Genomic DNA, 13,709 nt, shown 5'->3' on the forward strand with positions numbered 1-13,709 from the left:
CGCCACCGCCGCTACGCTCCGGCGCTGATTCGCCCGAACGCTGGCTCATCGGGCCACCTCCCCGCGGAACTCCACCGCGTCGCGGGTCAGCGCGAAGTAGGCGTCCTCCAGCGAGCCCGCGCCTCCCCCCGGTGTCGCCGCCAGCAGTTCGGACACGGTGGTGTCGGCGAGGACCCGGCCCCGGCCGACGATCACCACGTGCGCGGCGATGTGTTGGAGCTCGCTCATCAGGTGGCTGGAGACCAGCACGGCCCGCCCCTGGGCGGCGAGGGTCCCCAGCAGCCCGCGCATCCACACGATGCCCTCCGGGTCGAGGCCGTTGAACGGCTCGTCCAGCATCAGCACCGGCGGGTCGCCGAGCAGCGCGGCGGCGATCCCGAGCCGCTGCCGCATGCCCAGGGAGAAGCCGCCAGCTTTGCGGCGGCGGACCTCGCCCAGCCCGGCCTGCTCCAGCACCTCGTCGACTCGCCGGGCAGCGAAGCCCTGCGAATGGGCCAGCCAGAGCAGATGGTTGCGGGCGGAGCGGCTCGGCTGCAGCGCCCCGGCGTCGAGCAGGGCCCCCACGTGGGTCAGTGGCCGGCGCAGCGTCCGGTAGGGCACGCCGCCGACGAGCGCGGTGCCGGCGTTCGGGGCCGCGAGGCCGAGGACCACCCGCATGGTGGTGGACTTGCCGGCGCCGTTCGGGCCGACGAAGCCGGTGACGTGCCCCGGCCGTACCGTGAAGGACACGCCGTCCAGGGCGACGGTGCGCCCGTACCGTTTGTGGAGGTCTGCGACCTCGATGGTGGATTCCATGGGCTCGGTTCTACGGCGCGCGCCGTAACAGCGGTCGAACGCGCACCGTTATGGCGTTGTTAGGTCCGGACCGGAATGCTGGTCACGTGCCGGTCGGTGGCGCGGCAGGGGGAACGGATGCGGACGGCTCGGCTGCGGTTCACGATCATGTACGTGGCGCTGTTCATGCTCTCCGGCGTCGCACTGCTCGGCCTCACCAGCTTCCTCACAATCGCCCGCAGTACCTCCCCGGTCGTGCCCGCGCAGCAACAACGGTCGGACACCTCCGCCGCGCGGATCGCCGAACTGGAGGCCCGGCTGGAGGCCGTGCACCGGGATCAGGCCCGGCAACTGCTGGGAGGCTCGGCGATCGCGCTGGCCGTGATGGGGGTGACCTCGGTGCTGCTGGGCCGGTCCGTCGCCGGGCGGGTACTGCGCCCGCTGCGCACGATCACCGCGGCCACCCGCCGGATCACCGCCGACAACCTGCACGAGCGGCTGGCCACCCCCGGTCCCGACGACGAGGTCAAGGCGCTCGCCGACACCATCGACGAGTTGCTCGAACGCCTGGAGCAGGCGTTCGCGGCGCAGCGCCGGTTCGTCGCCAACGCCTCCCACGAGCTGCGCACCCCGCTGGCCACGATGCGTGCGTCGCTGGACGTCGCGGCCGCGAAGCCCGGGCCGGTGCCGCCGCAGACGGTCGCGCTCGCCGGCCGGCTGCGTACCGAGCTGGACCGGGTCGACGGGCTGCTCGACGGCTTCCTCACCCTGGCCCGCATTCAGCACGGCGCGCTCGCCGACCGCGAACCGGTCTCCGTAGGCGCGCTGGTGACGGAGGTGGTGTCCGCCCGCGCCGCCGACATCGAGGCCAAGCGGCTGACGGTCCGCGCCGACGTGCGGCCGGACGCCTGGACCCGCGGCAACGCGGTGCTGCTCGCCCAGATGACCGGCAATGTGATCGACAATGCGATCACCCACAACGTGCCGGACGGCTGGGTCCGGATGGTCGCCGCGCCCGAGGCCGGCACCGCGCTGCTGGCCGTCGAGACCGGCGGCCCATCCCTTGACCCGGAGCAGGTCGCCCGGCTCGGCCAGCCGTTCCAGCGGCTCGGCCTGGAGCGGACCGCCGGCGGCGGCACCGGGCTGGGCCTGTCCATCGTGGCGGCCATCGCGGCGGCGCACGGCGGCACGATGGTGCTGCGCGCCCGGCCCGAGGGCGGCCTGCACGTGGCGATCCGGCTCCCGCTGCTACCGCCGGCTTCCGGGGAGAACGAGGCCGCGTGAGGGTGCTGGTGGTCGAGGACGCGCGGGCGCTCGCCGAGGTGATCGCCGAGGGCCTGCGCGACCAGGGGATGGCCGTCGACGTCGCGCTGGATGGCCTGACGGCCGCCGAGAAGCTGGACCTCGCGCCGTACGAGGTGGTGGTGCTCGACCGCGACCTGCCGGGCCTGCACGGCGACACCCTCTGCCAGATGATCACCGAACGGGACGACCGCCCGATGGTCCTGATGCTGACCGCGGCTGGCGCGCCCGGCGACCGGGTCACCGGCCTGACGCTCGGCGCCGACGACTACCTGGCCAAGCCGTTCCACTTCCCCGAGCTGGTGCTGCGGATCCGCGCCGTGGCCCGCCGCCGCCCGTCGGCGCAGCCGAGGACGCTGCGCGCGGCCGGCCTGGAGCTCGACCCGGCCCGGCGCACCGCCACCCGCGACGGCCGCCGGCTGGACCTGTCGGTGAAAGAGTTCGCCCTGCTGGAGGCGCTGCTGCGGGCGGCGCCCACGTTCCTGAGCGCCGAATCGCTGCTGGACCAGGTCTGGGACGAGAACACCGACCCGTTCACCAACACCGTCACGGTCACGATCGGCCGCCTGCGCCGCAAACTCGGCGACCCGCAGATCATCACCACCAGGGCCGGCGTCGGCTACCGCATCGCCGACTAGGGCGTGTGTCAAAGTCCTCGGTCGAGCCGAGGCGGCGTCCAGGCGGCGGTCCGGCAAGGCGGAGATTGGTCCGGATACCGGTGTTGTATCCGGACCGATCTCCAACGCGGCCGGTCGTCGTCTGGACCCGCCGCAGGCCGGCCAGGGGCTTTGACACACGCCCTAGGGCCTGTCCTGTCGATCATGGAAGCCGGATAACGGCTGCGATGAGCACCAGGCTGGCCCGGTAGAGGGATGCGCGTTTGGCGTATCGGGTGGCCGGGTCGCGCCACTGTTCGAGCCGGTTGAAGCAGAGTTCCACGACGTTGCGCCTGCGGTAGATCCGACGGGTTGCTGCCGCAGACAACTTCCGCAGGCTCGACCCCACCCGGTAGGACGCCGGGCCGTTCGGTCACAGCGGTGACGGGTCGTCGCGCAGCCGGCTGTAGAGCCACCCGTCGCGCCAGGCGCCGGCCCGGAACTCGCAGGCCCGCACGACCCCCTCCAGTTGGAAGCCGGCCTTCTCCAGCGACCGCTGCTCGGCGGCGTTTTCGGCATGGGTGCTGGCCTGAATGCGCTGCGCGGGGGTGTGGCTGAACAGGTAGTCGCAGAGCAGCGCCTGCGCCCGCCAGCCGATGCCCTGGCCGCGCCACTCGGGCAGCAGCACGATGCCGATCTCCCAGTAGGGCGCCCGCCCACCGTACTGGCCCTGGAGATAGCTGAGGTAGCCCGCCGGGGCATCCGCCGCCGAATCGACCTGCACGACCAGGCCGCCAGTCCGCTCGCCGAGATAGCCGTCCTCGGCGAAGCGGCGGGCCGGCGCGGCCGCGTCCCGGAAGCCGGCCCAGTCGAGCCCGATCAGCCCGGGTTCGACCGCGAACCGGCGCAACATCACCAGGTCGTCCTCGGCCACCGGGCGCAACCGTACGGTCGAGTCGGGCGCCTGGTGGACAATGCCGGCCACCAGTGGATGGGAACTGTCCATCCTCCGCACCGTAGTGACGGGCCGGGCCGCCCGCTGCCCCGGGCCGGCGGCCGTCAGGTGGGAGATACCTACCGGCGCGGCGTCCCCGTCCAGATTGGAACGGGTGTCGTCAACCCAGTCGGTCCAGCTTCTCGCGAGCGGCGGTGTCGGGCCGAGGCGTGAGGACCACGAGGCGCAGGTCGGTGTTCTGGGTGGTCAAAACGTTGGCGTCCAGCGGGATGGCCCCCACGTCCGGGTGTACGGCGGTCTTGTGCGCGCTCTCGTGAGGAGCCACCGCGCCGAGGGCCCAGAGGCGGCAGAACCTGTCGTTCCCGGCCATCCGCGAGATCAGTGCCGCCACGTCGGGGTCGTTCGGATAGCGGGCGCTTGTCGCGCGCAGGTCGGCCACCAACGACTGCTCGAAGTAGGCGCGCTCGGTGTCGGTCTGGCGGACTCGGGGGTTTCGGGACTCGAACTGGACGATCAGGGCGTTGCGATCGTCGGCGATGGCGCCCGTGGGGTCGCCGAAGACGGCCGCGAACAGCCGGTTCCAGTGCAGCAGCCGCCACGCGGCGTCGTAGACCGCCACCGGGGTGTCGTCGAGGTGGTCGATGACGCGGTGCAGGCTGCCGGGGATCAGGTGGGGCATGCGGTCCGGGGCCGCGGCGAAGCCGGCAAGGCGCATCAGGTGCGCCTCCTCGTCGTCGGAGAGTCGTAGCGCGCGGGCCAGGGAGGTGCACACCTGCGCCGATGGTGTGGCGGCCCGGCCCTGTTCGAGGCGTGCCACGTATTCGGGGGAGATGCCGGCCAGTGCTGCCAGCTCGCCGCGCCGTAGCCCGACGACGCGACGAGGTGATGCGTTCGGGAGACCGACCGCGGCCGGGTCCGTGCGATCCCGCCAGGCCCGCAGCGCGGCTCCGAGGTCACTCATGAACCCATGATCCGCCATCGGTCCTCCGGGGAGCTGGGTGGTACCAGCGGTACGCGGAAGATCTGTGCCTTCCACGGTGCCCGCTCAGCCCTTCAGGATGGGGATCATGAGCAAAGTGACCAGGATGCATCACATCGGAGTGCCGGTCGGCGATTTGGCGCGGTCGGTGAGGTGGTACGAGGACGTCCTCGGCATCGCGCCGAACGGCGTGACGATCGCGGCGACGAACCCGGCGATCGGTGCGGTTGTCGAGGTCGAGAACGCGTCGATGCGGGCCTCCTTCGCGTTGGCCGGCGAGAACGTCCTGCTGGAACTCATCCAGTACGACAGCCCGCAGCCGAGGCCCTTCACCGGGCGCAACTCCGACGTTGGGGTGATGCACCTGTGTTTTGAGGTCGACGACCTCGACGCGGCGCACCGCGACCTGGTGCGGCGGGGCGTGCACGTCAACGCCGACCCGGTCGTGCTCCAGGACGGCGATGGCGTCGAAGCGGGGGCGCTGGCCGGGACGAAAATCCTCTATCTTCGTGACCCCGACGGCATCCAGCTGGAACTGTTCGAGTTGCCCTCGTAGGAGCGCCGACTCCGGACCGGCGCCCGTCCCGGTCGGTGCGCTGCTCTGGATACCATCGGCGGGGGCCGCACAACCGGAGGGCACCATTCGTCCGGCGACACGCAGAAGCTGATGACAGATATCAGGTCGGGATTGTTCGTCGCTCGCGAGGCGGAGTTGGGCGAGATCGCCTCGGTGACGGCAGCCGCGGCGCGGGGCCGTGGCGGGGCGATGCTCGTTCTCGGTGATGCGGGGATCGGCAAGTCGACGCTCATCGGTGCGGCCGCTTCGCGGCTCGACGGATGGCGGGTGCTGCGGGCCGGTGGTGTCGAGTTCGAGAGCGAGCTGCCCTACTCGGCCCTGCACCAGTTGTGCGCGCCCGTGCTCGACCACCGCGCTGGGCTCCCCGTGCCGCAGCGGAGCGCGCTCGACGCGGTGTTCGGGCTGCGGGCCGGGGCAACGCCGACCCCGATGCTTGTCGGCCTTGCCGTTCTCGGCCTGCTGAGTGCCGTAGGCCGGCGCAGGCCGGTGTTCTGCGCGGTCGACGACGTGCAGTGGATCGACGCCGGCTCGCGGCAGGTACTGGCCTTCGTCGCGGCACGCGTTGCGGCGGAGCGGGTCGCCATGGTGTTCGCTGGCCGTGACGCCGCCTCGGTGTCGGGGCTCGGTCGCCTGCCCGTCCTCACTCTCACCGGGCTCACCGATTCGGAATCCCTCACCCTGCTGCGGTATCAGGCACCATTCGGCCACGAGGCGACGATCGTGCAACGGATCCTCGCCGAAGCGGCCGGCAACCCGCTCGCCCTGGTGGAGTTCGCCCGCGACGCCGGACCGTTCGGGCTACCCGGGGACGCCGGCCACCGCGCCGTGGAACACCGGTTCGTGAGTCGGTTCCTGCGACTGCCGGCACCCACGCGCTCGGTTCTGGCGCTGGCCGCGGCGGAGCCGACAGGCGACCTCGTTCTGCTGCGCCGCGCGATGGCGATTCAGGGGCTGGACGCCGTGGACCTGGCCGCGGCCGAGGACAGCGGCCTGTTGGTGACCGGGTCCCGGGTGTACTTCCGGCATCCGTTGGCGCGTTCCACGGTGTACCTGTCGACTGGCGCCGGGGCGCGACGGCAGGCACACGCGTCGCTCGCCGCCGGTACGGACGCCGACGTCGATCCCGACCGTCGCGCCTGGCACCAGGCGAACGCGATCACCGGCCCGGATGAGGAGACCGCGGCCGAGCTGGAGCGTTCGGCCGGACGAGCTCAGCGCCGCGGCGGACTCGCGGCCATGGCCGCGTTCCTCGAGCGCGCGGCCCGACTGACACCCGGCCGGTCACGGCAGGCCCGCCGGCTGCTGGCCGCGGCCCGGGCGCGGTTGGGCTCGGGGGCACCATCTGCCGCTCGGGAGTTGGTGGACGAGGCCGAGCGTCTCCACCCGGACCCCGCCGACCGCCACGCCGCGCGACTGCTGCGCGCCACGATCGACTATCACGTGGCGCGCAGCATCCCGGCGACGATCGCGCTCATCGACGCGGCCGACGGCGTGGGGCCCGACGAGGTCCGCGAGACCTACCTGGAGGCGTTCGCATCGCTCATGTTCAGCGTCGACGAGCCGGGGAGGTTACGGCGGCTCGCCCTGCACATCCGGGAACGGGTACCCCAGCGTCAGCCGCCACGTCCGGTCGACCTGCTGCTGCAGGCGTTGGTCGAGCAGCACCTCCGCCCGGTGGACGAGGCGATGCCCATGATGCGGCGCACGGTCGACGCCTTCCGGGACCACGCCCGAACCCCCGACGCGGATCCGTGGTGGATGGAACGTGCCTGTGTGTTGAGCGTCGACATCGGCGACAGCGATGCCATGGAGCAGATCGTCGACCGTCAGGTGGAACTCGCCCGGGCGCAGGGGGCCTACGCGATCCTTCCCCATGCGTTGCGCTTCCAGGCGGTCGCCCGGACGATCGTGGGTCGCTTCGCCGACGCGCTGGTCTGCATCATCGAGGCGCGTGCGGTCGACGAGGCCGCCGGGACGTCAAACCTCGTCGGGTCCGACCTGATGCTTGCCGCGTGGAGCGGGGACGTCGAACGGTTCCGCGAGATCCGGGAAAAGTTGCGCGACTGGGTGGGGGTGAAACCCACCGCGCTGCACTACTCGATCGGCGTCCTGTGCAACGGCAGCGGCGACCATGAGGCCGCGATCGACGCGTTGCTGCTCGTACGGGACCAGCACCGGCGCGGGGCGTACGCCGCCTCCGTCTTCCACCACGAGCTGGTCGAAGCCGCCGCGTACGTCGGACGTCCCGAAGAAGCCAAGGAATCGGCTGAATGGATCGGGGATGTCGCACGGGTCAACCCGAACGCGTGGACGACCGGTGCGCATCTACTGGCGAGTGCGCTGCTCGACCCGGGGCTCGGCGCGCAGGACCACTACCGTGCCGCGATCAGCAGGTTCGCCGGGAGCAGGATGCGAGTCCACTACGCGCGTGCCCGACTGCTCTACGGGCAGTGGCTGCGACGGGTCGGCCGCCGCGCCGAGGCGCGGGTGGAGCTGCGCGCCGCGCACGAACTGCTCTCCACCATCGGCGCGCGCGGGTTCGCCGGCCGCGCCGCCCGCGAACTGGATGCCATCGGCGAGCCGACCCTGGCCGACGACGCCGATCCGCTCGCGGGGCTGACCGCCCGCGAGCTACTCGTTGCCCGCAAGGTCGCCTCCGGCGCAGGCACCAGGGAAGTCGCCGCGCTGCTGTTCGTCAGCCCGCGAACGATCGACGCCCACCTGCGCAACCGCTACCGCAAACTGGGCATCACCTCACGCCGGCAGCTACGAGAACTACTCCGCTGACGGAGCCGGGCCGACCGAGCGAGGAAAGGGCCCCGCCGGTACGAGACCGGCGGGGCCCCTGGGTCAGGTCAGCGCCGGGCCCGGTCACACTCCCGTTCGGCACGCGTCTTCAGCTCCGTCAGCCACGTCTCCAGGCCCCCTCCGAGAGCCTCGGTGGAGAAGGCGACGTCCTGCTCCACCTGGTCACCGCGCCACGTCTCCTCGGTACGCACGAGAACCCGACCGTCGATCTCGGTGAACGTCCACACGTGCACCCCCTCGTCGATGCGCAGCCCCGCACCGATCGCCGGGCCGTCCCACCGAAGGCACCTCTGGTGTTGAAGCTGCCGGACGGTGGACGTGACGACGAGGGTCGTGGCGGGATTCAGCGCGGTCTCGGGGACCGGTGTCGTCCACCGGAACGACGAACCGGGACGCAGTGGGCCACGATCGAGCCGCTTGCTGGACAAAACGGGCTTCTGCCACGACGGCCAGCGTTCCACGTCCGTCTGCAACCTCCAGACGGTCCGTAGCGGAGCGTCGATCGTCGTCTCCGTCCGATAGCGAATCTTCGCCGCGGTGTCGACAGTCCGTCCCGCACATCGCACCGTCGCGCGGTCGGCGCCGACATCGCGCCTGACCTCGGCCCGAGCCGGCGCACCTGCGGTGCCCACGAGGCCGGCCACGACCACTGCCGTCGCGACGGCAAACACACGATTCTTCACGAGGCGGCCCCCGCCTCGGCGGTGCCCTTGAGTCGGTCCAGCCACCTGGCGAGGGTCGTGTCGAGGCCCTCCTGGAAAGGCCCAGGGTCGGCATCGACAGGCGGGCCCGCGAAGGACTCCTCGGTCGACACCTCCACACCGTCGCCGGCCGGAGTGAGCGCCCAGACGTGGACACCGAGGACCCCGTCCGGTCCGTCACCGTATCCCCGCCACACGAGGCGTTCCCGCGGCCGTACCTGAACGATCGTCGACTCGATCTCCATGCCCGCGGCCGACCAGCGGAACACGGAGCCCGGGGCGAGCGGACCGGGTGTTTCCACGCGTGCGTACGGGATCTCTGGCAGCCAGGTTGTCCATGCGTCGATGTCGGTGAGGATCCGCCACACGTCTTCCGCCGACGCGGTCACCGTGACGCTGTGGCGGCTGACCACCGGGGCCGACACGTCAATGCCGGCCTCGTCGGTGTCCGTATTGTTCTCCATCGTGAAGCCTCTCTGCGGTCACTGACCATCGGATCGCCGGGCAGGAGAGCGAGCCGCTAGATCCACACCCGGCAGATGCGATCGTGCCAAGACGGCAACCGCTACACATCGGCAAGAACTACCTAGTTCGCGGTACGTGGGCCGGCCCCGGCCTCTCGCGTACCCCGCCGTCACGACGCCGTTCCGTCGACCTCGTCAGGGGGACGGCAGCACGGCCGCGCAGTGGACGTGTTGGCGCAGGCGGAGGCATATCTGTGATCAGGTGCCATGTGCAGCGCCTGACGACATCCGTCTCAGGACCAACGGCCGGCACGCCGACTGTCGACTCAGGCTTCCTGACCGCTCGACCTGATCGGGCAACCGCCGCGTGTGGCGACTTGCGCTGTGGTCGGCCCGCATGCCGCCCGCAACGTCAGCGTCACCTCGTCGGTTCTGGCTCGAACACCCAGCGCTGCCACCCCCTGAGCTGCAATAGGCGCAGGCGTAGAAGTATCACCACATCGGTTTTCATCCCGCAATGAGTTCTTCTCGGCAGCACGCACGACACGCAACAATGGGTACCGGGCCGAGGTTCTGTTGCCGTTGACAAAAGTACCATTATGTCCATAGGTGCCGACCCCTCAGAGCCTGCTCACCGCTATGGAGGCAAGACCGCGCGGCAGTCCTGGCGGTAGCCGTCGGCTACTCCATGCCTGACCGCAGGCTGAGGCACCTGGCAGTATCCGACTCTCCAGCCAGAACGACTGCGGCAATCTCTCGCATCGACGTACTTGCGCGGCCAGTCCATGCTGGCTAAGAGGGTAGCCGAGTGCGAAACTATCGGAGAGTGGTATGTCGAGCTTTCAGACCTGGCCATCATGGTGCCGGAAGGCGTTCATCTCACTGGCGGCGATAGCTTCGATGGGCCTAATTGCACTTTCTCCCGTGGCGATGGCCTGGATGGCGGACCTCTCGGTCCAGTGGAGTGACCTCTCGAATATCGGTCAGGCATACGGGGGCACGTCGGCTGTGCTTTCCGGCCTTGCCCTCGTTGGCGTCTCAATATCCTTGCTAATCCAAAACAATCTAAATAGAATCAGTCAAGTTCACCTGATTCGACAAAGGCAGTTTGACATCGTGAAGTTGGCACTCGAGAATCCTCAGTTCCTCTACGTTGATGGATCGGCCGCGACTGGCGATCCCGATGCAGTGTTGAAGGTCTATGCGAATCTGTTTGTCGGCCACTGGGCGATGGTGTGGGATCTCGGCGAGATGAACGAGAATACCCTGCATACTGTGGCGAGGCGCCTTTTCGAGTCAGGGATAGCTCGCGAATGGTGGAAGATTAACGGGGGTTCATACCTTAGCTCGCGACGACGGAAACGGTTCTATGCAATCCTCTCCGAGGAGTGCCACAATGCTGACCGGGGTGCTGCGGAAGCCCCTGCGGGGCGCGGCGTTGCGGTTGCCGTTCCAAGTCCAGAACGACAATTATCGCGTAGCTCGCGCCATCTGCTTACTGTTGGTGTAGCGGCAGGGATGGCAATTGGAATTCTACTACAGCCAGCAGGGAGGCGGTTTTTCGGCAGGCCCTGACGCCTGGGAGTGCCGGTGAGTCCACCAGTTTTGGTAGGAAACCGGGTTCGTCCGCCACTTCGAAGATCCCTGCGCTCCCGCCGATTGGCGGAGAGTGCGTCGTTGCTAACTGATGGTCAGTCGAACTGATGAGGAAGCCACCTGCGGCCGGGCTGCCCGGAGTGTGCGTGTCTGCGGTTTCATAAACCGCTGCGGACGTTAGAAACAAATACCCTCCAGGATGAATGGTGGAAAGTGAGAATCGGACCCCCGGGGTCTTTTGAATCCCTGACCAGGTGGTGATCTCGGCTTCTGGTCACCTCAACACACTCTTGGGTCAACGTGCTGCGACTGCTCTTAATCCAATTCGGTGATCGATCATCGCTATATTCGGGCTTCAATGGAAGATCTCCTTGTTACGGTTGCGCCGAATCGACACTTTTTAGGTAGTGTAGAGCGTAAAGGTATCTGGACTGCGGCGGGCTTGTCGCACAGAGTGTGCGACAAGCCCGTATGGCTTCGTGGGAGTCAGAATGCCGGCGCGGCCAGCGGTAGATCATGTGGTCGTGCAGGTATTCGACCACAAGTGCGAACCAAGGTGATGGTGGATTCTGTCAGAGGGTATGCGATCGCCTATCACCTTATGAAACTTGAATACGTTCCGAATTAGTACGACAGCCTGGGATCGTTAGGTAGATTTCAGCTGATCCCGGCCGCGGGCATCCGTGCGATAGCGTGTGGCCCCATGGGATCCGTGGACCTGGTCTTGGCCATCGTGGCCGCCGCGGCCAACCTGGCCGTCGCCGCCGTGCTGCTCGCCAGGAGCCGTGGCGGCACGGAGGTGCCCCGGATCTTCGGCCGCCCGCAGCCCGTCCCACGCCTGCGGGCCGCGATGCACGCCTTCCTGGGGCTGGGGATGGGCCTCGGCTGGCTCGTCAAGGACATCTTCCCGCCCCACTCCACGGGAGACACGGTGCTGTTCACCGTGATAAGGATCCTGCTGGTGGCTGGCCTCGCCGCCGCCCTGCTGGTCGCCTTCCGGCACGTGCGACCCATCCGTGACAAGGCCGCCCGCTAGCGCGGTGGCCGCTCTGGGTTCGTTATGAAGCCAGGCTGATTCGGGCTGTTCGGCGCGTCTGCGGGCACGGGAACGGCCGCCGGTCTGCGCCGTGGTGGCGAGCTACCGCTCCTCCAGCGCGATCGCCGATTGGATCGCAGACGTTTCCGCTGCGACCGCGACCGCACTGAGCATGACCCCGGACCGGCGCCCATCGGAAGCGATGATCCGCCGGTTGTCGCAGGCCTTGGACCCGGACCTGCTTACCGCGGCCATCAGTTGCTGGCTCGCCAGCCGGACCACAGCCACACCGCCAGCGGACAGGCGGGCGATCGCCGTGGACGGCAAGACATTGCGCCCCTCCCGCACTACCGACGCCACCGCCCAGCATGTCCTCGCAGCGTGCGACCAAGCCACCGGCGTGGTGCTGGCCAGCACCGGCGTGGACGGCAAGCACCGCCAGAGTCACCAACATCGCCGCCGCCAACCGCTACCTCGCCCGCGACAGCAGCCGCCCACTGGCCCTACTCGGCATCACCTGACGCCTCTGCCGGGGCCCTGGTGTGATCAGAGACCACCTACGGCCTCGGACTCCGGTGGCATTCCGTGCCGTCCGCCGAGGTGACGAACAAAGGCCGCCACCGCGTAGACGGCGGCCGTCAGCGCGTCGGCCCAAAGAAGATTGAGTTCACCGTCAAGCGCCGCGGTGTATCCCGCCAACCACGTCGCAATCGCGCAGACAGTGGTGACGTCCGACGCCAGCACCAGCCATGGACACAAGGAGGTGTCCACTGCCGACCATAACCACGATCAGCCCTAACAGTTGGTTCCACCAGCCAAAGCGCCGCCTCGACCGCGCGGCTACCGGCGTGCCATGACTCTCACCGGCGCCACCCTCAGCAGAGACCACAGAGTGCAGCGTAGGGGCGCCAGCCTTACGGTGGCCAACCTTGCCGATGCCGATGCCGATGCGGCGCAAGCCGGCCATGGACCGCCGGTGCGCACGACAAGGACCAGATCGGCGGTGACGGCAGAGCAGGCATGACTGACGTCGGACGATCAACAAGGCGCACGGAACTCGATGATCACCTCAACGATCATGCCCGTCCTGCTACCACCAGCAAGGGCGCGTCTACACCGACCACATCAAGCCGGGCACCCGGCGACTTTGCCGGCGCCCTGGGCAGGAGATAGCGGGGCTAAGCGTGACGGCGAGCGTCCACTGATAAAGCGGCGGCGTAAGAAGCCACTGGCCCGGGTCGTCATGGGCAGCGGCGGCCGCATCGCGCCGGTTCGCAAGGGTGAGGAGGCCGAGCTTCAGCGCAGCTCTCGGTGGACCAGCTACGGAACTACGAGGGATCCTTGCGTCGGATCTTCCGCATCAGCATGGCCCAGACGCCGTAGCCTGAGCCGATGTTGCCTGTGATGGCACCGGCAGCAGAGCCCATGAACAGAGCTTTGGCGCAGTCAGGGCAGACCATGCGGCCGGTGATGGTCTGCTCGAAGGGTTCGCGGACATGACGCCCGCAGTCGGGGCATCCTCTGCCGGACAGGGCCATCGCGGCCTCCTTGGTCTGATGATCAGCAGGGTACGACCGGTGTGCACATCGGCTGCAAAGCCCGTCCGTAGATTCCAGCGGGGGCCAACGCCAAGCACTTGATTGGGTGAGGTGTGGCGGAGCCGGATGAGTGTCGGCGTCCGGATACCAGTGCCGTAAGGACTGCCTGGAACTTGGCCGCGAGGCGCGATACGTTCTCAGGCCATGAAGCCCTGGCAGGTCAGTGTCATTGTCGTGGCCCTCCTCCTGATCGGGTTCCTCGGCTGGCTCGTGGCTTCTATCGCAAGGGCCGCGATGGGCGATGACCTAGACGAGTAAGTCCTAACGGCCCTGGGTGGTGGAGATAGACGAAGGGTGTTGAGGATCAGTTTGTGACGACCGAC

The 13,709-nt window shown here is 68.8% G+C and carries 15 protein-coding genes and 1 pseudogene; 7 read left to right on the forward strand and 9 right to left on the reverse strand.

Features of this window, described 5'->3' with window-relative positions:
• Positions 1–45 precede the first annotated feature (45 nt).
• Positions 46–795, reverse strand: a complete 750-nt coding sequence (locus tag ACPXBU_RS25870) for an ABC transporter ATP-binding protein (protein WP_425760021.1) — start codon at positions 793–795, stop codon at positions 46–48.
• A 117-nt stretch (positions 796–912) separates the two neighbouring features.
• On the opposite strand from ACPXBU_RS25870, the gene ACPXBU_RS25875 reads away from it, so the two are divergent.
• Together ACPXBU_RS25875 and ACPXBU_RS25880 are read left to right on the forward strand one after the other, a co-directional pair.
• Positions 913–2,058: a sensor histidine kinase gene (locus ACPXBU_RS25875; protein ID WP_425760022.1), complete on the forward strand. Its 1,146-nt coding sequence runs from the start codon at positions 913–915 to the stop codon at positions 2,056–2,058.
• Positions 2,055–2,714 carry a response regulator transcription factor gene (locus tag ACPXBU_RS25880; RefSeq protein ID WP_425760023.1) on the forward strand — a complete coding sequence of 220 codons (660 nt, stop codon included), beginning with the start codon at positions 2,055–2,057 and terminating at the stop codon, positions 2,712–2,714. The genes ACPXBU_RS25875 and ACPXBU_RS25880 overlap by 4 nt, the downstream gene beginning before the upstream one ends.
• A 181-nt stretch (positions 2,715–2,895) precedes the next feature.
• On the opposite strand, the pseudogene ACPXBU_RS25885 reads toward ACPXBU_RS25880, so the two are convergent.
• From ACPXBU_RS25885 to ACPXBU_RS25895, 3 genes and pseudogenes are all read right to left on the reverse strand, one after another.
• Positions 2,896–3,033: pseudogene (locus ACPXBU_RS25885) on the reverse strand (IS5/IS1182 family transposase); the annotation flags it as partial.
• A gap of 72 nt (positions 3,034–3,105) precedes the next feature.
• Complete coding sequence (locus tag ACPXBU_RS25890) at positions 3,106–3,678, reverse strand: GNAT family N-acetyltransferase (protein ID WP_425760024.1); 573 nt, start codon at positions 3,676–3,678, stop codon at positions 3,106–3,108.
• Positions 3,679–3,787: 109 nt separating this feature from the next.
• Entirely contained in the window at positions 3,788–4,588 is an 801-nt protein-coding gene (locus ACPXBU_RS25895) for a helix-turn-helix transcriptional regulator (RefSeq protein ID WP_425760025.1), read from the reverse strand.
• A 124-nt stretch (positions 4,589–4,712) separates the two neighbouring features.
• Here ACPXBU_RS25895 and ACPXBU_RS25900 point away from each other — a divergent pair, with 124 nt between their 5' ends.
• Both ACPXBU_RS25900 and ACPXBU_RS25905 read left to right on the forward strand, forming a co-directional pair.
• Complete coding sequence (locus ACPXBU_RS25900) at positions 4,713–5,162, forward strand: VOC family protein (RefSeq protein WP_425760027.1); 450 nt, start codon at positions 4,713–4,715, stop codon at positions 5,160–5,162.
• 111 nt (positions 5,163–5,273) lie between these two features.
• Positions 5,274–7,970 (forward strand): AAA family ATPase, encoded by a 2,697-nt coding sequence (locus ACPXBU_RS25905; protein ID WP_425760028.1) that lies wholly within the window; start codon positions 5,274–5,276, stop codon positions 7,968–7,970.
• A 68-nt stretch (positions 7,971–8,038) separates the two neighbouring features.
• On the opposite strand, the gene ACPXBU_RS25910 is transcribed toward ACPXBU_RS25905, so the two are convergent.
• Positions 8,039–8,719 carry an SRPBCC family protein gene (locus ACPXBU_RS25910; RefSeq protein ID WP_425760029.1) on the reverse strand — a complete coding sequence of 227 codons (681 nt, stop codon included), beginning with the start codon at positions 8,717–8,719 and terminating at the stop codon, positions 8,039–8,041.
• On the reverse strand, positions 8,671–9,156 hold the full coding sequence (locus ACPXBU_RS25915) for an SRPBCC family protein (protein WP_425760030.1): 486 nt from the start codon (positions 9,154–9,156) through the stop codon (positions 8,671–8,673). The genes ACPXBU_RS25910 and ACPXBU_RS25915 overlap by 49 nt, the downstream gene beginning before the upstream one ends.
• 831 nt (positions 9,157–9,987) lie before the next feature.
• Between ACPXBU_RS25915 and ACPXBU_RS25920 the strand changes: the two genes are divergently transcribed.
• Positions 9,988–10,731, forward strand: a complete 744-nt coding sequence (locus ACPXBU_RS25920) for a DUF6082 family protein (RefSeq protein ID WP_393362336.1) — start codon at positions 9,988–9,990, stop codon at positions 10,729–10,731.
• A 179-nt stretch (positions 10,732–10,910) separates the two neighbouring features.
• Here the strand turns inward: ACPXBU_RS25920 and ACPXBU_RS25925 are convergent, their stop codons facing one another.
• Positions 10,911–11,111, reverse strand: a complete 201-nt coding sequence (locus ACPXBU_RS25925) for a DUF397 domain-containing protein (RefSeq protein WP_393362333.1) — start codon at positions 11,109–11,111, stop codon at positions 10,911–10,913.
• A gap of 344 nt (positions 11,112–11,455) precedes the next feature.
• On the opposite strand from ACPXBU_RS25925, the gene ACPXBU_RS25930 reads away from it, so the two are divergent.
• Positions 11,456–11,788, forward strand: a complete 333-nt coding sequence (locus ACPXBU_RS25930) for a hypothetical protein (RefSeq protein ID WP_393362331.1) — start codon at positions 11,456–11,458, stop codon at positions 11,786–11,788.
• A 368-nt stretch (positions 11,789–12,156) separates the two neighbouring features.
• Positions 12,157–12,309, forward strand: coding sequence for a hypothetical protein (locus ACPXBU_RS25935; RefSeq protein WP_425760031.1), 153 nt, complete (start codon positions 12,157–12,159; stop codon positions 12,307–12,309).
• A gap of 25 nt (positions 12,310–12,334) precedes the next feature.
• Here ACPXBU_RS25935 and ACPXBU_RS25940 read toward each other — a convergent pair whose 3' ends face one another.
• Both ACPXBU_RS25940 and ACPXBU_RS25945 read right to left on the reverse strand, forming a co-directional pair.
• Positions 12,335–12,559: a hypothetical protein gene (locus ACPXBU_RS25940; protein ID WP_425760033.1), complete on the reverse strand. Its 225-nt coding sequence runs from the start codon at positions 12,557–12,559 to the stop codon at positions 12,335–12,337.
• A gap of 557 nt (positions 12,560–13,116) precedes the next feature.
• Complete coding sequence (locus ACPXBU_RS25945) at positions 13,117–13,326, reverse strand: hypothetical protein (protein WP_425760034.1); 210 nt, start codon at positions 13,324–13,326, stop codon at positions 13,117–13,119.
• Between the last annotated feature and the right edge of the window lie 383 nt (positions 13,327–13,709).

It is taken from the genome of Micromonospora sp. DT231 (genome assembly GCF_049847025.1).
GTDB lineage: Bacteria > Actinomycetota > Actinomycetes > Mycobacteriales > Micromonosporaceae > Micromonospora.

What these genes read in the sequence shown, in the direction of transcription:
- ACPXBU_RS25870 (WP_425760021.1), bottom strand. Translation starts at nt 795, where the DNA reads ATGGAATCCACCATCGAGGTCGCAGACCTCCACAAACGGTACGGGCGC.
- ACPXBU_RS25875 (WP_425760022.1), top strand. Translation starts at nt 913, where the DNA reads ATGCGGACGGCTCGGCTGCGGTTCACGATCATGTACGTGGCGCTGTTC.
- ACPXBU_RS25890 (WP_425760024.1), bottom strand. Translation starts at nt 3,678, where the DNA reads ATGGACAGTTCCCATCCACTGGTGGCCGGCATTGTCCACCAGGCGCCC.
- ACPXBU_RS25895 (WP_425760025.1), bottom strand. Translation starts at nt 4,588, where the DNA reads ATGAGTGACCTCGGAGCCGCGCTGCGGGCCTGGCGGGATCGCACGGAC.
- ACPXBU_RS25900 (WP_425760027.1), top strand. Translation starts at nt 4,713, where the DNA reads ATGCATCACATCGGAGTGCCGGTCGGCGATTTGGCGCGGTCGGTGAGG.
- ACPXBU_RS25905 (WP_425760028.1), top strand. Translation starts at nt 5,274, where the DNA reads ATGACAGATATCAGGTCGGGATTGTTCGTCGCTCGCGAGGCGGAGTTG.
- ACPXBU_RS25915 (WP_425760030.1), bottom strand. Translation starts at nt 9,156, where the DNA reads ATGGAGAACAATACGGACACCGACGAGGCCGGCATTGACGTGTCGGCC.
- ACPXBU_RS25920 (WP_393362336.1), top strand. Translation starts at nt 9,988, where the DNA reads ATGTCGAGCTTTCAGACCTGGCCATCATGGTGCCGGAAGGCGTTCATC.
- ACPXBU_RS25930 (WP_393362331.1), top strand. Translation starts at nt 11,456, where the DNA reads ATGGGATCCGTGGACCTGGTCTTGGCCATCGTGGCCGCCGCGGCCAAC.
- ACPXBU_RS25935 (WP_425760031.1), top strand. Translation starts at nt 12,157, where the DNA reads ATGTCCTCGCAGCGTGCGACCAAGCCACCGGCGTGGTGCTGGCCAGCA.
- ACPXBU_RS25945 (WP_425760034.1), bottom strand. Translation starts at nt 13,326, where the DNA reads ATGGCCCTGTCCGGCAGAGGATGCCCCGACTGCGGGCGTCATGTCCGC.